Source organism: Ramlibacter sp. 2FC (assembly GCF_005503345.1).
Taxonomy (GTDB): domain Bacteria; phylum Pseudomonadota; class Gammaproteobacteria; order Burkholderiales; family Burkholderiaceae_C; genus SCMQ01.
The window spans coordinates 50,493-67,445 of sequence record NZ_SCMM01000006.1; the positions used below are offsets into that span (position 1 = coordinate 50,493).

Annotated in this window: 19 protein-coding genes; 9 read left to right on the forward strand and 10 right to left on the reverse strand. The window is 70.2% G+C overall.

What is annotated here, in order from left to right; genetic code table 11:
- Positions 1-3: 3 nt before the first annotated feature.
- The 5 genes from sorU to pdxR all read right to left on the reverse strand — a co-directional run bounded on the left by sorU (position 4) and on the right by pdxR (position 5,112).
- A complete protein-coding gene (sorU, locus tag FFS10_RS04380; protein ID WP_137891885.1) occupies positions 4-351 on the reverse strand; it encodes a SorU family sulfite dehydrogenase c-type cytochrome subunit in 348 nt (115 codons plus the stop codon).
- The gene (sorT, locus tag FFS10_RS04385; RefSeq protein WP_137891887.1) at positions 348-1,565 is read right to left on the reverse strand and encodes a SorT family sulfite dehydrogenase catalytic subunit; all 1,218 of its coding nucleotides are present in this window, start codon (positions 1,563-1,565) and stop codon (positions 348-350) included. Before sorT ends, sorU begins: the two co-directional genes overlap by 4 nt.
- 35 nt (positions 1,566-1,600) lie before the next feature.
- Positions 1,601-3,070: an NAD(P)/FAD-dependent oxidoreductase gene (locus FFS10_RS04390; protein ID WP_137891890.1), complete on the reverse strand. Its 1,470-nt coding sequence runs from the start codon at positions 3,068-3,070 to the stop codon at positions 1,601-1,603.
- 3 nt (positions 3,071-3,073) lie between these two features.
- Positions 3,074-3,478: a nuclear transport factor 2 family protein gene (locus FFS10_RS04395; RefSeq protein ID WP_137891893.1), complete on the reverse strand. Its 405-nt coding sequence runs from the start codon at positions 3,476-3,478 to the stop codon at positions 3,074-3,076.
- A 110-nt stretch (positions 3,479-3,588) separates the two neighbouring features.
- Positions 3,589-5,112, reverse strand: a complete 1,524-nt coding sequence (gene pdxR, locus FFS10_RS04400) for a MocR-like pyridoxine biosynthesis transcription factor PdxR (protein WP_137891895.1) — start codon at positions 5,110-5,112, stop codon at positions 3,589-3,591.
- Between the two features lie 231 nt (positions 5,113-5,343).
- Between pdxR and tauA the strand changes: the two genes are divergently transcribed.
- The 7 genes from tauA (at position 5,344) to FFS10_RS04435 (ending at position 10,690) form a co-directional block, all read left to right on the forward strand.
- Entirely contained in the window at positions 5,344-6,384 is a 1,041-nt protein-coding gene (gene tauA / locus FFS10_RS04405) for a taurine ABC transporter substrate-binding protein (protein WP_137891897.1), read from the forward strand.
- Between the two features lie 12 nt (positions 6,385-6,396).
- On the forward strand, positions 6,397-7,218 hold the full coding sequence (locus FFS10_RS04410) for a taurine ABC transporter ATP-binding protein (protein WP_137891900.1): 822 nt from the start codon (positions 6,397-6,399) through the stop codon (positions 7,216-7,218).
- Positions 7,219-7,285: 67 nt separating this feature from the next.
- Positions 7,286-8,128, forward strand: a complete 843-nt coding sequence (locus tag FFS10_RS04415) for an ABC transporter permease subunit (protein ID WP_212744089.1) — start codon at positions 7,286-7,288, stop codon at positions 8,126-8,128.
- A gap of 77 nt (positions 8,129-8,205) precedes the next feature.
- Positions 8,206-8,613 carry a cupredoxin domain-containing protein gene (locus tag FFS10_RS04420; RefSeq protein WP_137891904.1) on the forward strand — a complete coding sequence of 136 codons (408 nt, stop codon included), beginning with the start codon at positions 8,206-8,208 and terminating at the stop codon, positions 8,611-8,613.
- Between the two features lie 3 nt (positions 8,614-8,616).
- Entirely contained in the window at positions 8,617-9,246 is a 630-nt protein-coding gene (locus FFS10_RS04425) for a LolA family protein (protein ID WP_212744085.1), read from the forward strand.
- A gap of 14 nt (positions 9,247-9,260) precedes the next feature.
- A complete protein-coding gene (locus FFS10_RS04430) occupies positions 9,261-9,731 on the forward strand; it encodes an SRPBCC family protein (protein ID WP_137891906.1) in 471 nt (156 codons plus the stop codon).
- Between the two features lie 47 nt (positions 9,732-9,778).
- A complete protein-coding gene (locus tag FFS10_RS04435; protein WP_137891908.1) occupies positions 9,779-10,690 on the forward strand; it encodes a ketopantoate reductase family protein in 912 nt (303 codons plus the stop codon).
- 351 nt (positions 10,691-11,041) lie between these two features.
- Here the strand turns inward: FFS10_RS04435 and FFS10_RS04440 are convergent, their stop codons facing one another.
- The 4 genes from FFS10_RS04440 to FFS10_RS04455 all read right to left on the reverse strand — a co-directional run bounded on the left by FFS10_RS04440 (position 11,042) and on the right by FFS10_RS04455 (position 15,066).
- Positions 11,042-12,268, reverse strand: a complete 1,227-nt coding sequence (locus FFS10_RS04440) for a Glu/Leu/Phe/Val dehydrogenase dimerization domain-containing protein (protein ID WP_137891910.1) — start codon at positions 12,266-12,268, stop codon at positions 11,042-11,044.
- Between the two features lie 27 nt (positions 12,269-12,295).
- Positions 12,296-13,090, reverse strand: coding sequence for an ABC transporter ATP-binding protein (locus FFS10_RS04445; protein ID WP_137891912.1), 795 nt, complete (start codon positions 13,088-13,090; stop codon positions 12,296-12,298).
- Complete coding sequence (locus FFS10_RS04450) at positions 13,090-14,019, reverse strand: ABC transporter permease (protein WP_137891914.1); 930 nt, start codon at positions 14,017-14,019, stop codon at positions 13,090-13,092. Before FFS10_RS04450 ends, FFS10_RS04445 begins: the two co-directional genes overlap by 1 nt.
- Positions 14,020-14,136: 117 nt before the next feature.
- On the reverse strand, positions 14,137-15,066 hold the full coding sequence (locus FFS10_RS04455) for an ABC transporter substrate-binding protein (RefSeq protein ID WP_137892045.1): 930 nt from the start codon (positions 15,064-15,066) through the stop codon (positions 14,137-14,139).
- A 246-nt stretch (positions 15,067-15,312) separates the two neighbouring features.
- Here FFS10_RS04455 and FFS10_RS04460 point away from each other — a divergent pair, with 246 nt between their 5' ends.
- On the forward strand, positions 15,313-15,786 hold the full coding sequence (locus tag FFS10_RS04460; protein ID WP_137891916.1) for an Lrp/AsnC family transcriptional regulator: 474 nt from the start codon (positions 15,313-15,315) through the stop codon (positions 15,784-15,786).
- 22 nt (positions 15,787-15,808) lie between these two features.
- Here the strand turns inward: FFS10_RS04460 and FFS10_RS04465 are convergent, their stop codons facing one another.
- Entirely contained in the window at positions 15,809-16,249 is a 441-nt protein-coding gene (locus tag FFS10_RS04465; protein ID WP_137891919.1) for a helix-turn-helix domain-containing protein, read from the reverse strand.
- A 311-nt stretch (positions 16,250-16,560) separates the two neighbouring features.
- Between FFS10_RS04465 and FFS10_RS22920 the strand changes: the two genes are divergently transcribed.
- Positions 16,561-16,872 (forward strand): hypothetical protein, encoded by a 312-nt coding sequence (locus tag FFS10_RS22920; RefSeq protein WP_171016011.1) that lies wholly within the window; start codon positions 16,561-16,563, stop codon positions 16,870-16,872.
- The last annotated feature ends 81 nt before the right edge of the window (positions 16,873-16,953 follow it).

Here is a 16,953-nt window from a genome sequence, read left to right on the forward strand (position 1 = left end):
GGCCTAGCGCGCCGCGCCGCTGGCGCGCGACACGTAGAGCGCCAGCGCCTGGATCTGGGCTTCGGACAGGCTGTCCTTGTAGGCCGGCATGCTGCCCAGGCCGTTGCGCAGCGCGCTGGCCACGCGCGCGGCGTCGGGCCTGAGCTCGTCGAGCACCGGGCCCACGGCGCCCTGACTGCCCGCGTCCTTGAGCGTGTGGCACAGGGCGCAGGCGGGCTGGGCCGCCTGGGTGAAGAGCTTCCTGCCCAGCGCCATCTGCTCGGCCTCGCCGGCGCCCAGGGCCGGCAGCGCCGCAGCGGCCAGGCCCAGGGCCGCGGCCAGGCGCCGCAGTGCGCAAGCGCGCGGCCTCATGCGACCGTGAGCTGGACCGCGTGGTCGGCCCAGCTGGTGTTGTTGTAGCCGCCGGCGTTCTCGAGCCGGGCCTCGGGCTGCACATGGCCCGCCATGTCGGTGGCGCGGCTGGCCAGCTGGTAGCGGCCCGGCGCGAGCCGCGCCTCGAGCACGAACTGGCGCCAGGCGAAGCGGCCCAGGTCCGGGCCGACGAAGCGCGCCTCCTGCCAGCGCCGCCCGCCGTCCAGCGAGACCTCGACGCGCCGCACCGCGTGCAGGCCGCCGAAGGCCACGCCGTGGATCTGCACCAGGCCGGCCCGCAGCTCGCCCTCGGGCGCGTTGATCCAGGACTTGACGCCCATCTCGAGCACCGAGGGCTGGCTGGGGTCGGCCTTGGCGCCCGGCGGCGAGATCCGGTAACCGTGCGACATGATGCGCGCGTCGGTCTCGGCCGCGGTGAAGGCCAGGCGGCGGATGTACTTGATGTTGTTGACCCCGGTGTAGCCGGGCACGATGAGGCGCAGCGGCCCGCCGTGCGCGAGCGAGAGCGGCGCGCCGTTCATCTCCCAGGCCAGCAGCGCGTCCTCGAGCGCGCGTATCGGCAGCGAGCGCTCGACCACGATGCTCTTGGGGTCTATGCCCTCGGGCAACTTCTCGCCGCCGGTGCCGGTGAGGTAGCGCATGCCCTGGTCCACGCCGCCCAGGGCCTGGGCCACGGCCTTGAGCGGCACGCCGCTCCACAGCACGCAGCCGGCCGCACCCACGGTCCAGGGCGTGCCGCTGGGCTTGTTGGGGAAGAAGCCGCGGCCGTTGCCCGAGCATTGCAGCACCGTGGCCACGGTCTCCACGCCCAGGGTCCGCAGCTCGCGCAGCGTGAGGCTGCGCGGCTGCTTCACGCCCTCGATCGCGATCTGCCAGCCCTCGCGGTCGTCGAGGATGGAGGCGTCGGGCGCCGGCAGGTTGTTGCGCACGTAGAGCCGCTCGGCCGGCGTGACGACGCTGGTGCCGAAGGCACTGCGCTTGGTTTCGAGGGTGCCGGCGCTGTGCACGATCAGGCTGGCGGGGTCCTTCCAGGCCGCGTAGGCGGGCAACGGCTTGGCCGCCACGGGCGCCGCGGCCGCCTGCGCCGCGGACTTGCCGCTGAAGCCGGCCAGGCCGGCGGCGGCCAGGGCGCCGGCGCTGCCGGCCAGCCACTGGCGGCGCCCGAGGGCGGAGGTCTTGAGGGTGTCGCTCATGGCTGTCTCCCGGAGTTTGGTTTTGTCGTTATGGCTCACAGGTGCTCGTCGCGCAAGTGGTACCAGTGGTAGAGGAAGCGCTGGCCCAGCCGCCGGAAGGGCGCGAAGGCGCGCGACTCGACCAGGTTGAACACGTTGGGATAGGGCAGCGGCGAGTTGTAGATCGGCAGCTCGAAGGCCGGGTTCGGCTTGCCGGCGATGCGCTCGGCCATGCGCCGTCCGGCATGCGCCGAGAAGCTGACGCCGTTGCCGCCATAGCCCAGGGCGTAGAACACGCTCTGCTTGGCGTCGGGCTGCCAGACGCGCGGCATCATGTCGTGGCTCACGTCCACCCAGCCCCACCAGGAATGGTCTATGTCTATGCCGCGCAGCGCCGGGAACTTGCGGTGCAGGCCTTCGACCAGCACCTGCATGTGACGCGGGTGGGGCGCATCGGCGCCGGTGATGGCGCTGCGGCTGCCGATCTGCACGCGGTTGTCGGGCAGCTTGCGGTAGTAGTAGCGCAGCGTGCGCGTGTCGGTGATGAAGATGTTGGTCTTGAAGCCGGTGGCTTCGAGCTCGGCCGGCGTGAGCGGGCGCGTGACCAGCGAGTTCGACAGCACCGGCATGATCTTGGAGTCCAGGCTCTTGTGCAGACCGTTGCTGGTGTAGCCGCCGGTGGCGAAGCCCACGGCGCGCGCGCGCACCGTGCCGCCCGGCGTGCGCAGGTGGTGCACGCCGTTGCGCGTCTCGCAGGACAGCACCGGGCTGGCCGGGTGCAGCTTGACGCCCAGGGCGCGCGCCGCGCGCAGGTAGCCGAAGGCCAGCTTCAGCGGGTGCACGCCCACGCCGTCGGGCTCGAGCATGGCGCCGCGCGCCTCGGCCTCGTCGACATACTGCTCGCGCAGCTCGGCGGGGCTGAGCATGCGGGTGTCGTAGCCGAACACCTCGCGCATCACGCGGGCCTCGTTGCGCAGGAAGTCCATCTTCTTGTCGCGGTGCGCCAGGTAGAGGTGGCCGCCGGGCTGGGCGTCGCAGGGGAACTCGGAGACCAGGCTCTTGAAGGTCTCGAAGCCGGCGCGGATCTCGGCGTCGAGCTTGAGCGCCGTGGCCTTGCCCCAGCGCTCTATCCACTGCGAGCGGTAGAGCCGGCCACTGGCGTTCTGCCCCTGGCCGCCGTTGCGGCTGGTGCAGCCCCAGACGCTCTGGTTGGCCTCGAGCACGGTGGCCTTGATGCCATGCTCGCGCGCCAGGAACAGCGCCGTGGCCAGGCCGGTGAAGCCGGAGCCGACGATGACCACGTCGGCGTCGGTGTCTTGCGTGATGGGACCGTCGTCCGCGGGCGGCTGGCCGGCGCTGGCCACCCAGTAGGTGGGCGCATAGTCGCGACCGTGGCCGGGGTGCGGCGCGACCAGGGGGTCGTACTGCGGGTCGAAGGCCGACAGCGGCTTGGACGGCCGCAGGTGGTCTGATTCGGCGTGGCGGCCCTGGGGGCCGGCGGGATTGCGCAACAGCCAGGTATCCATGGCTCAGGCTCCTTGCAGTGGCGGACGGTCCTTGCGGAAGGCGTTCTTGACGGCGATCAGGCCGTCGCGGAACTGGAACAGGTCGCAGCCGTCGGCCTCGATGCGCGTGCCGTCGGCACGGGTGCCGGTGAAGGTCCACTCGGAGACACCGCGCTCGCCCGCGACGAAGTGGCGGCCGTTGCGCCATTGCGCGTCGGGGAAGTTGACCCAGGCCTGTGCGAAGGCCGCGCGCACGGCCTCGCGGCCCTCGTGGCGCGCGCCGCAGGCGCTGGGGCCGGCCGCGGCCTGGAACACGCAGTCGTCGGTCATGAACGACATCAGGGCGTCGATGTCGTGGCGGTTCCAGGCATCGGCAAAGGATTGCAGGGTGGCGGCGTCGACTTGCTCGCCCGGCGAAGGTTGGCTCATTGCAGCTCCGGTCTACTGAGGTGTGTGACTCGAAGCGTAGGCGCAGGCCTGGCGCGGCCATAGCGCCAGATGCGCGGATTCGCTGGGGCCAGCCGCGGCCCCAGCCCCGGTCAGCGCCGGCGCTCGCGTTCGCGCTCGAGATCGCGCACCAGACCGCCCAGCACCTCGATGCCGGGCTCTATGGCCTGGGGCGCGATCGAGGCATAGCCGAGGCGGAAGAACGCGGCCGGCGGCGGCTCGGCCATGAAGAAGACCGCGCCGGGCTCGATCACCACGCCCAGCGCCAGGGCCCGCGTCGCCAGCTCGGTGGCGCTCAGGCCCTCGGGTAGCCGCACCCAGCAGGAGCCGCCGCCCGAGGCCGGAACGACCTCGCATTGCGGCAGGTGGCGGGCCAGGGCGGCGCGCAGCAGGCCCGCGCGCTCGCGCTGGGCGGCGGCGAGCCGGCGCAGCAGCGCGTCGTGGTGGCCCAGCGAGAGGAACAGCGCGAAGGCGCGCTGGATGTAGGCCGGCGGATGGCGCAGCATGAGCCGGCGCAGCGCGCGCAGCTCGGCGATCAGCTCGACCGGCCCCACCACGTAGCCTATGCGCAGGCCCGGCGCCAGGGTCTTGGACAGGCTGCCGACGTAGATCACGCGGTTGCTGCGGTCCAGGCTCTTGAGCGCGGGCGTGGGCTCGCCGTCGAAGCGGTTCTCGCTCTCGTAGTCGTCCTCGATCAGGATCAGGTCGGACTCGTCGGCCAGCTTGAGCAGGGCCTCGCGCCGCTCCAGCGGCATGGTCACCGTGGTGGGGCACTGGTGGCTGGGCGTGGTGTAGACGTAGTCGAGGCCGCGCAGCACCTGGTCGACCACCAGGCCTTCGCGATCCACGCGCAGCGGCACGAGCTGCGAGCTGCGGCTGGCGAAGATGTTGCGCGCGTCCGGGTAGCCCGGGTCCTCCATGCCCACGCGCGTGCCCTCGCGCACCAGCAGGTCGGCCACCGAGTACAACGCGTGCTGGGCCCCCACCGTGATCACGATCTCGTCGGCCTGCGCCCAGACGCCGCGGCGCGGCAGCACGCGGGTGCGGATCTGCTGCACCAGGGCCTCGTCGTCGCGCGCGATCTGGTCGGGCGCCCACTCGCGGATGTCCAGCACGCTCAGCGCCTTGATGCAGCACTCGCGCCAGTCGGCCGTCGGGAACAGCATGGGGTCGAACTGGCCGTAGAGAAACGGATAGGGGTACTGCTGCCAGTTGGCCGGCTTGACGATGCTGCGCTGCAGCGAAGGGCGCTGCTTGAAGCGGCGCGACCAGTCGGGCTCGCGGTTCGGGCTGGACGCGGGCGGCGCCGGCCGGGCGCGCTCGGCCGGCATGTGGCCGGTCAGCATTTCCGGGTTGACGAAATGGCCGCTGCGCTGGCGCGAGATCAGGTAGCCCTCGTCGGCCAGCTGCTGGTAGGCCAGCACCACGGTGTTGCGCGCCACGCCGAGCTGCTCGGCCATCTCGCGGCTGGAGGGGATGGGCACGCCGGCGGGCAATTGGCCGTCCAGGATGGCGCTGGCCAGCATTTCGCGGATCTGAGCCTGCAGGCTCAGGTTCTGGCGCGCCGAACGCTGCAGCAACTGCTTCCACAAGGCATCGTTCAGGTGTTGGGCCATCGTGTCAAACTGCGGTGATGAAGTGGCGCGATTGCACCGGAACGGGAACTTGCCGACCCTGGGACTTTCCCTGAGGCACGGCGATGGTGCCAAGGTGGTCTCATCGATTGGTCGCATCTGGCGCTATCGACGCGCCGGCATGCCGACCAAACTTCAAGCGCTTGCAGACCAAGCTGTCAATTCAGTTTAGCAATTTTGCACGCCAATCAACATCCACTTCGGAGACGAGACATGAGCAGCATTCGAGCATTGAGCCGCCGCGCCGCACTGGCGATCGGCATTGCCGCCGCCCTGGGAGGGGCCCAGGGCGCCCTGGCGCAGGGCAAGGAGGTGACCATCGCCTACCAGCAGATCGCCGGGCCCATGATCGCCGCCATGAGCAGCGGCAGCATAGAGAAGGCCACGGGCTACAAGATCCACTGGCGCCAGTTCGAGTCGGGCGCCAAGGTGGCGACCGCCATGACCTCGGGCGACGTGCAGATCGGCGTGATCGGCTCCAGCCCGCTCGCGGCTGCCGTCAGCCGCGGCGTGGAGCTGCAGCTGTTCTGGATCCTGGACGACATCAACGAGGCCGAGGCCCTGGTGGTGCGCAACGGCTCGGGCATCGCCAAGCCGGCCGACCTCAAGGGCAAGAAGCTGGGCGTGCCCTTCGTCTCGACCACGCATTTCCACGCCATGTACGCGCTCGAGCAGTGGGGCATCAAGCCCAGCGAGCTGCAAGTGCTGAACATGCAGCCCAACCAGATCGCCGCGGCCTGGGAGCGCGGCGACATCGACGCGGCCTTCGTCTGGGACCCGGCCCTGGGCCGCATCAAGCAAAGCGGCAAGGTGCTGATCACCTCGGGCGAGCTCAGCCGCAAGGGCAAGGCCACCTTCGACGGCATGGCGGTGCAGAAGAAATGGGGCGAGGCCAACGCCGAGTTCATGGCCCGCTTCGTCAAGGCCCTGGCCGAGGCCGACGCCGCTTTCCGCGCCAACCCGGCGGCCTGGGACGCGGCCTCGCCCCAGGTCAAGGCCATCGCCGCCAAGATCGGCGGCGAGCCGCGCGACATCGCCGACGCGGTCAAGCTCTACGCCTACCCGACGGCCGAGCAACAGGCCTCGCCGGCCTGGCTGGGCGGCGGCAAGGACGGCGGCGCAGCCAAGGCGCTGAAGTTCACCGCCGAGTTCCTCAAGGAGCAAAAGCGCATCGACGCCGTCGCGCCCGACTACAGCCTCTTCGTGACCTCGAAATACGTCGAGGCCGCGCTCAAGCTCAAGCAAGCCCCCTGAGGAGAAGCCGCCATGAGCCTCGAACAGCTGCGTGTCCAGGGTGTCAGCGTGGTCTACCCGGGACGCGATCCCAGCGAGCGCGTGCACGCGCTCGACAACATCAACCTCACCATCGACCCGGGCAACTTCGTGGTGGCCCTGGGCGCCTCGGGCTGCGGCAAGACCACGCTGCTGTCGCTGATGGCCGGCTTCATCTCGCCGACCCAGGGCGAGATGCTGCTGGGCGGGCGGCGCATTGAGGGCCCGGGCGCCGACCGCGGCGTGGTGTTCCAGAAGCACGCGCTGCTGCCCTGGCTCAGCGTGATGGAGAACACCGAATTCGGCCTCAAGCTGCAGGGCTGCCCGAAGGCCGAACGGCGCGAGCGCGCCGCGCGCAACCTCAGGCTGGTAGGCCTGCAGGACTTCCACAAGCACATGATCTACCAGCTCTCGGGCGGCATGCAGCAGCGCGTGGGCATTGCGCGCGCGCTGACCTGCAACCCGGCCATGCTGCTGATGGACGAGCCCATGGCGGCGCTCGACGCGCTGACGCGCGAGACCATACAGGAGCTGCTGCTGGACGTGTGGCGCCAGACGAACAAGATGTTCTTCTTCATCACGCACAGCGTGGAGGAGGCCCTGTTCCTGGCCTCGCACCTGATCGTGATGTCGCCGCGGCCCGGGCGCATCACGCACCGCTACGAGCTGGACTTCAACCGGCGTTTCCTGGAGAGCCGCGACGCGCGGGCCATCAAGTCCAGCCCCGACTTCATCGAGATGCGCGAGACCGTGCTGGGCATCATCTACGGCGACGAGCGCGCCGGCCATGCACACAAGGAGGCTCTCCATGCCTAAGATTGCAGCATCCCGCAAGCGGCAACGCGGCGCGGTTTCCATCACCCAGGCACCGACCATGAACCCCATGCATTCCAGCGGCTTGCTGCGGCGCCTGTTCGCCAAGCGCTCGGCGCGCCCCGGCGAGCAGTTCGGCGCCCCCGGCCAGGGCCGCGCCGGCGGCATCGCCACGGCGACCGTCCTGGCCACGCTGGGCCTGTGGCTACTGGTCACCCAGATGGGCTGGGTCAAGCCGCTGTTCCTGCCCTCGCCGCAGGCGGTGCTGGCCAAGCTGGTCCAGGTCTCGACCGAGGGCTTCGCCGGCGCCACGCTGCTCGAGCACACGCTGACCAGCCTGACGCGCGTGTTCGGCGCCTTCACCCTGGCCTGCCTCACGGCAATCCCTATCGGCGTGCTGATGGGCGTGAGCCGCGTGGCGCGCGGCATTTTCGATCCGCTGATCGAGTTCTACCGCCCGCTGCCGCCGCTGGCCTACCTGCCCATGGTCATCATCTGGTTCGGCATAGGCGAGTTCTCCAAGGTCTACCTGATCTTCCTGGCCATCTTCGCGCCCATGGCGATCGCCGCGCGCTCGGGCGTGCGCTCGGTCTCGATCGAGCAGATCCACGCCGCCTACTCGATGGGCGCGACGCGCATGCAGGTGATCTGGCACGTGATCCTGAAATCCGCCCTGCCCGAGATCTTCACCGGCATGCGCATAGGCATAGGCGTGGGCTGGACCACGCTAGTGGCCGGCGAGATGGTGGCCTCCACGCGCGGCCTGGGCTTCATGGTGCTCAACGCCGCCGAGTTCCTGGCCAGCGACATCGTGATCATGGGCATCATCGTGATCGGCCTGTTCGCCTTCGCCTTCGACATGCTGATGCGCCACCTCGAGAAGGTGCTGGTGCCCTGGAAGGGCAAGGTCTGAACCGCTGATCCGGGAGGGGGCTGCGCGCGAAGGCCGCGCTTGGTAGACTGGGGCGGCCGAGTCAAGGAGATGCCGCCATGCGCTCTGCCCCCCTCGCCCTCTTTTGCGCCCTGCTCGCGCTGTCGGGCGCGGCCCAGGCCGCCTCCGACACCCCGCCCAGCCCCGCGCAACTCGACGCCGACGGCGTGCAGCGCCTGACCCTGGTCGGCGGCAGCTATTTCTTCCGCCCCGAACGCATCGCCGCGCGCGCCGGCCAGCCGCTGGAGATCACGCTGCAGATGGAACCCGGCATCGTGCCGCACCGCTTCGTGCTCGAGGGGCCGGACGGCCAGCCGCTGGCCGAGGTGGCCATGGGCAGCGAGCCCAAGACCGTGCGCCTGACCCTGCCGGCCGGCGACTACCCGTTCTTCTGTCCGAACCGGCTGCTGGGCTTCAAGAGCCACCGCGAGCGCGGCATGGCCGGGCTGCTGCAGGTGCGGGAGTAGCCGGTGCGATGGGGCCTGCTGCTCGCCCTGGCCCTGACCGCTGAGGCCATGGCCGACCCGCTGGACGAGGCACAGGCCCGTTTCCAGGCATTGGGCGGCTACCAGCTCATACTGCGCTCGACCGCGGCCGACGGCCAGCGGCAGCAGCTGCGCTATTTCTTCCGCCGCCCGGGCTGGGTGAGGATGGAGTTCCTGGAGCCGCACCGCGGCCTGGTCCTGGTCTACGACCCCGAGGCCCAACGGATCAGCCTGTGGCCCTTCGGCCCGGGCCGCTGGCCCAGGCTGCGCCTGGCCCCGGACAGCCCGCTGCTGCGCGAGCGGCACGGCCACCGCATCGACCGCTCCGACGTCGGCGCCCTGCTGGAGAACCTGCAGGCCCTGCGCGCGCGCGGCCGCCTGTCGCCGCTAGGCGAGGCCGCCGTGGGCGGGCGGCAGGCCAGCGGCTGGGAGATTGCCGGCGACGCCAGCACCAGCGTGGCCGGCGTGCAGCGCTATCGGGTCTGGTTCGCGCGCGACACCCTGTTTCCGCTCCAGGTCGAGAGCTTCGGCCCCGGCGGGGCGCCGATCGAAACCGTGACCATGGACGAGATCGAGACCAACCCCGTCTTTTCCGCGCAGGTCTTCGCGCCCTGAGCCAGCGCCGCCCCATGCCCCCCGCCGCCAGCACCTCCTACCGCCTGACCACGCTGTGGCAGTTCGAGGCGCCGCTGGCGCCGGTGTGGGAGGCCATCGTGCTCGCCGAGGCCTGGCCGACCTGGTGGCCAGGCATAGAAAGCGTGGTCACGCTCGCGCCGGGCGACGCCCACGGCCTGGGCGCGCGCCGGCTGTGGCGCTGCAAGAGCGCCCTGCCCTACCGCCTGAGCTTCACCACCTGCGTGACCCGCATCGAGCCGCTGCGCCGGATCGAGGGCCAGGTCGAGGGCGAACTCGAAGGCCGGGGCTGCTGCCGCCTGTGGACCGAAGGCGGCCTGACCCAGGTGCGCCACGACTGGCAGGTGCGCACCACGCCGCTGTGGATGAACCTGCTCGCGCCGCTGACCAGGCCGCTGTTCCGCTGGAACCACGATGCGCTGATGCGCGCAGGGGGACGGGGGCTGGCGCGGCGGCTGCGTGCCTGAGCCGCCGGTGCCGCTACGATGTCGCGAATTGTTTCTTGGAGCAACACATGAAGATCGCAGTGATGGGCGCGGGCGCGGTGGGCTGCTATTACGGCGGCACGCTGGCGCGGGCGGGCCACGAGGTGACGCTGATCGGGCGGGCCCAGCATGTGCAGGCCGTGCGGCGCGATGGCCTGTGGCTGGACACGCAGGGCTTCGAGGCCCATGTGCCCATGCAGGCCAGCACCGAAGCCGAGGGCGTGCGCGGCGCCGAGCTCGTGCTGTGCTGCGTCAAGTCCACCGACACCGAGGAAGCCGCGGCGGCCATGGCCCCGCACCTGGCGCCCGGCGCCCTGGTGCTGAGCCTGCAGAACGGCGTGGACAACGCCGAGCGCCTGCAGGCCCTGCTGCCGCAGCGCGTGGTGGCGGCCGTGGTCTACGTGGCCACCGAGATGGCCGGGCCCGGCCATGTCAAGCACCACGGGCGCGGCGAGCTGGTGATCGGCCCCCTGCCCGGCAGCGAAGCCCTGGTCGCGCAGTTCGCCGCGGCCGGCGTGCCGGTGCAGGTCTCGGACAACGTGGCCGGCGCGCTGTGGGCCAAGCTGATCCTGAACTGCGCATACAACGCCTTGTCGGCCATCACCCAGCTGCCCTACGGGCGCCTGGTGCAGGGCCAGGGCGTGGAGGACGTGATGCGCGACGCGGTCCAGGAATGCCTGGCCGTGGCCCAGGGCTGCGGCGTCACGGTGCCGGACGACACCTGGGAGGCGGTGCAGCGCATCGCGCGCACCATGCCGACCCAGTATTCGTCGACGGCCCAGGACCTGGCGCGCGGCAAGCTCAGCGAGATCGACCACCTCAACGGCCTGGTGCTGCGCCGCGGCGAGGCGCTGGGCATCGCGACCCCGGTCAACCGCGTGCTGCACTGCCTGGTCAAGCTGCTCGAGGGGCGGCCGCTGCCGGGCAGCCCGGCCGCCTGAGCGGCGACGGCTCATACCGACTTGCGACCAGAAGAAGAAGTCCCTCACTGCGTCGAGTGAAGCGGGGAGGGCGGGCGAACGGCTCCGTTCATGTCCCCCGACGAGGGCGTGCCGCCCTCGTCTCCTCCTTGACTTCACTGCGCCGTTCACCCACCCTCCCCTTCGGGTCCACCAGCGCTCCCACGCCATCGCTTCGCACACCACGACGTCGGCTGGAGCGCTGCGGCGCGGTGTCGTGTGCAGTGAAGTCAAGGAGGAGGCGGCGGCCGAAGGCCGGCGCCGGGGGACATGAACGGAACACGGCACCGCGTCGCAGCGCGATGAGGCTATCTCATTGCATGCAAAACCGTATCAGACCAGCTGGTCCAGCGCGATCTCGAAGGCAGTGCGGGCGATGCCGGTACGCGCCGGCGAGCGCGCGTGGCAGCGCTCCAGCGCCTGGGCGATGGTGGCCGAGACGTCGCCGAAGATCGCCGCGTCCGAGACTTCGGCGTCGCCCTGCATCAGGAAGGCGAAGGCGCGCGCCATGCCGCAGTTGGCGATGAAGTCGGGCACCACGGAGACCTGGGCATCGGCCTGCTCGTAGATGGGACCGTAGAAGATCTCGGGGTCGGCGAACGGCACGTTGGCGCCGCTGGCCACGAGCTCGAGACCGCCCGCGACCAGCTGGTCCAGCTGCCCGCGCGTGACCAGGCGCGAGCCGGCGCAGGGCAGGAAGATCTCGGCCCCGGCCTGCCAGATCGCGCGGTTGACCTCGTCGAAGGGCAGCAGGCCCTCGGCGGCCAGCTGGTTGCCCTTGCGGCCCAGGAACAGCGCGCGCACCTGCTCGAAATCCAGGCCCTGGGGCGCGAGCAGCCCGCCCTCGCGGTCGATGATGCCGACCACGCGGGCCCCGGCCTGGGCCAGGTAGTAGGCCGCGGTCGCGCCCACGTTGCCCCAGCCCTGGACGATCACGCGCTTGCCCTCGAGCCGGCCGCCGTAGAGGCGGTGGTGGTGGCGCACCGACTCGGCCACGCCCCAGCCGGTGATCAGGTCGGCCACGCGGTACTTGCGCTCGGGCGCCGGCGTGTAGCGCAGGTCCTCGACCCGCTTGGCCACGCCCATGCGCAGCTGGCCGACCTTCTGCACGCGCTCGCTCTCGCTGGGCAGGAAATGGCCGTTGACCACGCCCTCCTGCGGGTGCCACAGGCCATGGCTTTCGGTGATCGGGATCACCTCATGCACCTCGTCGACGTTGAGGTCGCCACCGGTGCCATAGTAGGTCTTGAGCAGGGGCATCACGGCCTTGTACCAGCGGCGCAGCACGCCGTCCTTGCGCGGGTCGGCCGGGTCGAAGTCTATGCCCGACTTGGCGCCGCCTATGGCCGGGCCGCTGACGCTGAACTTGACCTCCATGGTCTTGGCCAGCGACTCGACCTCGCGCCGGTCCAGGCCCGGCCGCATGCGCGTGCCGCCGCCGGCGGCGCCGCCGCGCAGCGAGTTGATCACCACCCAGCCGCGCGCCGGCGTCTGGTCGTCGTGCCACTCGAACACGATCTGCGGGGCCTTGGTTTCGAAACGGTTCAACAGTTCTTTCATGGCATTCTTTCCTTCCGTCAGGGGTGCTCAGGCGAGCAGCAGCTTGTCGTCGTCCAGGGCTTCGCCGCGCGTCTTCTCGAACAGGTGCAGCAGGTCCTCGACGCCCATGTTGCTGCGCTCTTCGCCCGAGACGTCGAGGATCACGCGGCCCTCGTGCAGCATCACGGTGCGGCTGCCGTAGTCCAGCGCCTGGCGCATGCTGTGCGTGACCATCATGGCGGTGAGACCGGCGCCCTCGACGATGCGCGCCGTGAGCTCGAGCACGAAGGCCGCGGTCTTGGGGTCCAGCGCCGCCGTGTGCTCGTCCAGCAGCAGGATGCGCGAGGGCTTGAGCGAGGCCATCAGCAGGCTCACGGCCTGGCGCTGGCCGCCCGAGAGCAGGCCGATGCGGTCTGCCAGGCGCATCTCCAGGCCCAGCTTGAGCGTGGCCAGCTGCGCGCGGAACTGCTCGCGCAGGGCCCGGTTGAGCGAGAGCCCCAGGCCGCGGCGCTCGCCGCGCTGGCTGGCCAGCGCCATGTTCTCCTCTATGGTCAGGCCCTCGCAGGTGCCGGCCATGGGGTCCTGGAACACGCGCGCCACGAGCTGAGCGCGCTGCCAGGCGGCCTTGCGCGTGACGTCGACGCCGGCGATCTCGATGCTGCCGCGGTCGACCATCAGGTCGCCGCTGACCGCGTTGAGGAAGGTGGACTTGCCGGCGCCGTTGGAGCCGATCACGGTGACGAACTGGCCGGCCGGGATCTCCAGGCTGAGGCCGCGCAGCACGCGGTTCTCGATCGGTGTGCCGGGGTGGAAGGTCAGCTCGAGGTTCTTGGCGCACAGCATCACTTGGCCTCCTTGCGGTTCACGGTCACGGGGCGGCGCCCCACCGGCAGCAGGCGCGCCAGCTTGCGCTGGGAGCCGGGCACCAGCAGGGCCAGGGCCACCAGCACGGCGGTGACCAGGTTCAGGTCCTGGGCCTTGAGGCCCATGAAGTCGGTGTTGAGCGCGGTGGCGATGAAGAAGCGGTAGAGCACCGCGCCCAGCACGCAGGCCAGGGTGGTGAGCCACAGGCTGCGCGCGGGCAGCAGGGTCTCGCCGATGATGACCGCGGCCAGGCCGATCACGATGGTGCCCACGCCCATGGAGATGTCGGCCCCGCCCTGGGTCTGCACGAACAGCGCGCCGGCCAGCGCGACCAGGGCGTTGGACAGCGCCAGGCCCCAGACCGTGAGGCGGTCGGTCGAGATGCCCTGGGCACGCGCCATGCGCGGATTGCCGCCGGTGGCGCGCATGGCCAGGCCGGTCTCGGAGGCGAAGAACAGGTCCAGCAGCAGCTTGGCCAGGACCACGATGGCCAGCAGGATCAGCGGCTTGAGCCAGTACTCGGGCAGGTCGGCGAAGGCCAGCAGGCTGAACAGCGTGGGCTCGCTGATCAGCGCCACGTTGGGCTTGCCCATGACGCGCAGGTTGACCGAGTACAGCGCGATCATCACCAGGATGCTGGCCAGCAACTGGGTGATGCGCAGGCGCACGTTGAGCCAGGCCGTGAGGTAGCCGGCCGCGCCGCCGGCCACGATGGCCATGGCCGTGGCGGCAAACGGGTTCCAGCCCGCGACGATCAGCGCGGCCGCGACCGCGCCGCCCAGCGGGAAGCTGCCGTCCACCGTGAGGTCGGGAAAATTGATGACGCGGAACGACAGAAAGACGCCGAGCGCGACCAGTCCGAAGATCAGGCCGATCTCGATCGCGCCCAGGGAGGCGATGAGCGACATGGGAGCACCTTGAGGGGAAATGGCGGCGGTGCGCGCAGGCGCCGGCCGCCGGGGCCAGGGGATGTGTGACAGCGGGATAGCGGGCCAGGCGCGCCGGGCGGCGCCTGGCGGGGTGGCTTACTTGACCACGACCTTGGCGGACTTCACGAGCTCGTCCGGCAGCGTCACGCCCTGCTTCTGCGCGGCGCCGGGATTGACGTGCAGCTCGAAGCTGTGGCTCAGCTGCGAGGCCATCTTGCCGGGCGACTCGCCCTTGAGCACGCGCACCACCAGCTTGCCGGTCTGGCGGCCCAGGTCGTAGTAGTTCAGGCCCAGGGCGGCGACGGCGCCGCGCTTGACCGCGTCGGTGTCGGCCGCGACCACCGGCAGCTTGGCCTGCTGCGCGACCTTGGCAATGCCCTCGAAGGCCGACATCACGTTGTTGTCGGTCGGTGCGTAGATCACGTCGACCTTGCCGACCAGGCTTTGCGCGGCGCTGGGCACGTCGACCGTGCGCGCGGCCGCGCCCTCGACCAGGCTCAGCCCGGCGGCCTGCGTGGCCTTCTTCAGGGCCTCGACGATGGCCACCGAGTTGGCCTCGCCGGGGCTGTAGATCACGCCCACGCGCTTGGCGCCCGGCACGACGCGCTTGATCAGGTCCAGGTGCTTGTCCAGCGGCGAGAGGTCCGACACGCCGGTGACGTTGGTGCCCGAAGCCTCCCAGCTCTTGACCAGCTTGGCCGCCACCGGGTCGGTCACGGCGCTGTAGACCACCGGCACCTCCTTGGTCGCCGCCACCACGGCCTGGGCCGAGGGCGTGGCCAGGGCCACGATCACGTCGGGCCGGTCGCCCACGTACTTGCGTGCGATCTGGGCCGCCGTGCCGGTGTTGCCCTGGGCACTCTGGTATTCGAATCGGAGGTTCTTGCCGGGCTCGAAGCCGGCGGCCTTGAGCTCGTCGCGCACGCCGTCGCGCGCGGCGTCCAGCGCCGGGTGTTCGACGATGGCGGTGACGGCCACGGACTTGTCGGCGGCCAGGGCCGGGGCGGCCATGGCGCCCAGCGCCATGGCCAGGGCGGCAAGCCGCCCTTTGAAGAAATAATATTTCACTCGCTAGTCTCCTTGTGGGAATTCGGCCGGGCCGGGCCGCGATCGGCGGGCCCGGCGTTGATTCACCGAGACCCTGGGGTGGGGAGGTCTTCGGCAGGGAGAATTCTAGGGTTGGCGCGACAAAATTGTGTTGCGTAAGCCCCCCGGGAGAACCCCGGTTCATGCAATATGATTTCTTCCAACCCGTCAAATACGGAGGCGAGATTGCATCGACTTGATCTGGATCGAACCGACCTCAAAATCCTGCGCTTCCTGCAGGCCCATGGGCGCGCCTCCAATCTGGAGCTGGCCGAAGCCGCCAGCCTCTCGCCGGCGCAATGCCTGCGCCGCCACCGCCGGCTGGAGGAGCTGGGCCTGATCGCGCGCTACGAGACGCGCCTGGACCCGGTGGCCATGGGCTTTCAGGTGGTGGCCTTCATCCACGTGGCGATGGAGAAGGGCCATCTCCGCGAGATGCCCAAGTTTCGCGACCTGATCGCCGACATCCCCGAGGTGCAGGAGTGCTACTCGGTCACCGGCGACTTCGACTACGTGATCAAGATCATCGCGCACGACCTCAAGTCGCTGTCGGTGTTCCTGATGAACACGCTGATGCCCCTGCCCGGCGTGAGCAGCGTGCGCTCCAGCGTCTGCCTGGACGAGATCAAGTGCACCAGCGCGCTGCCGCTGGCGGAGTGAGGCGCGGGACTGCCTCGGTGAATCAGGCCTTGCCCAGGCGGGCAGCGGCCTCGCGCTTGCCTAGCCCCCGGATGGCGGCGATGCGCTCCAGCTGGGCGGCGCGGGGCTGGACCTTGCCGGACTCCCACTTATAGACCGACAGGGCCGAGGCGCCCAGCAGCTCGGCCATCTGCGCCTGGGAAATCCCCAGCTTGGCGCGCTGGGCGGCAAAGGCCTGGGCGCTGAACCGCACGCGCCTGGGCTGCTCGGCGGCCGCCGCCGCGTCGACCTTGGGCGCTGCCACCTTGACCGCGCGCTGGGCCAGCTTGACCTGGGACGCCAGTGCCTTGAGCTCGCGCTTGAGGGCCGCGATCTCGGTGCGATGGCTGGACGCTGCCTTTCTCAAGGCGAGCATTTCATCCTTGAGCTCCTTGCGGGCCACGCGGGCGATTTCTGACTTGAGGGCGTTTGAGAATGAGTTCATGCGCGCCATCCTAACCTCAGCGGCTTGCATAGGCACGAAAAGCGCGGCAACGCGGGATGATGGCGGTGCCATCCCGCCTTCGGATCTGGCCCAGGTGCCATCGACAGGCAGCGGGCGAATCCAAGCTTTCCGCAACGTTTCAAACCGAATGCTTACGCTTCGTACAGGGCGCCCGGTAGCGCTTGCGCCTGGAAACAAAGTCGCGCCATGTCCTGCGTCCAGGGCGTCAACCCCGCATCCTGCCCCAGGGTTAAGGGGGCGTGCTGCCACCGTTCGGCGGCATGTTCACAACACCATGAAAGGTTTATGAGATGACGAAGCTGCTCTCCGCATTGATCGCCGGCCTGTTCGCTGCCAGTGTCTTCGCCCAGGCAACGCCTGCCACCCCCGCGACGCCCGCCACGCCTGCTGCACCCACGACGGCCACGGCCCCGGCCTCCCCGGCAACGCCTGCCACGCCTGCTTCCGCAGCCACGCCCGCCAAAGCCGACGCCAAGGCCGGCATGAAGGCCGACGAGATGAAGGACGGCGCGCAGGGCAAGGCCAAGGGCAAAGCCAAGGAGCATGCCGGCAAGGCCAAGAAGACCTCGCAGGGCGAAGCCAAGCAGACCACGAAGAACTGACGGCGGCATAGGCCTCCGCTAGCCCATGCCCGCGAATGCGGGCATGGGTTCTTTCAGGGATGCCTCTGGATAAGGGCGGGG

Coding starts and splice junctions, on each gene's coding strand:
- sorU (WP_137891885.1), bottom strand. CDS start 351: ATGAGGCCGCGCGCTTGCGCACTGCGGCGCCTGGCCGCGGCCCTGGGC.
- sorT (WP_137891887.1), bottom strand. CDS start 1,565: ATGAGCGACACCCTCAAGACCTCCGCCCTCGGGCGCCGCCAGTGGCTG.
- FFS10_RS04390 (WP_137891890.1), bottom strand. CDS start 3,070: ATGGATACCTGGCTGTTGCGCAATCCCGCCGGCCCCCAGGGCCGCCAC.
- FFS10_RS04395 (WP_137891893.1), bottom strand. CDS start 3,478: ATGAGCCAACCTTCGCCGGGCGAGCAAGTCGACGCCGCCACCCTGCAA.
- pdxR (WP_137891895.1), bottom strand. CDS start 5,112: ATGGCCCAACACCTGAACGATGCCTTGTGGAAGCAGTTGCTGCAGCGT.
- tauA (WP_137891897.1), top strand. CDS start 5,344: ATGAGCAGCATTCGAGCATTGAGCCGCCGCGCCGCACTGGCGATCGGC.
- FFS10_RS04410 (WP_137891900.1), top strand. CDS start 6,397: ATGAGCCTCGAACAGCTGCGTGTCCAGGGTGTCAGCGTGGTCTACCCG.
- FFS10_RS04415 (WP_212744089.1), top strand. CDS start 7,286: ATGCATTCCAGCGGCTTGCTGCGGCGCCTGTTCGCCAAGCGCTCGGCG.
- FFS10_RS04420 (WP_137891904.1), top strand. CDS start 8,206: ATGCGCTCTGCCCCCCTCGCCCTCTTTTGCGCCCTGCTCGCGCTGTCG.
- FFS10_RS04430 (WP_137891906.1), top strand. CDS start 9,261: ATGCCCCCCGCCGCCAGCACCTCCTACCGCCTGACCACGCTGTGGCAG.
- FFS10_RS04435 (WP_137891908.1), top strand. CDS start 9,779: ATGAAGATCGCAGTGATGGGCGCGGGCGCGGTGGGCTGCTATTACGGC.
- FFS10_RS04440 (WP_137891910.1), bottom strand. CDS start 12,268: ATGAAAGAACTGTTGAACCGTTTCGAAACCAAGGCCCCGCAGATCGTG.
- FFS10_RS04445 (WP_137891912.1), bottom strand. CDS start 13,090: ATGCTGTGCGCCAAGAACCTCGAGCTGACCTTCCACCCCGGCACACCG.
- FFS10_RS04450 (WP_137891914.1), bottom strand. CDS start 14,019: ATGTCGCTCATCGCCTCCCTGGGCGCGATCGAGATCGGCCTGATCTTC.
- FFS10_RS04455 (WP_137892045.1), bottom strand. CDS start 15,066: ATGGCGCTGGGCGCCATGGCCGCCCCGGCCCTGGCCGCCGACAAGTCC.
- FFS10_RS04465 (WP_137891919.1), bottom strand. CDS start 16,249: ATGAACTCATTCTCAAACGCCCTCAAGTCAGAAATCGCCCGCGTGGCC.
- FFS10_RS22920 (WP_171016011.1), top strand. CDS start 16,561: ATGACGAAGCTGCTCTCCGCATTGATCGCCGGCCTGTTCGCTGCCAGT.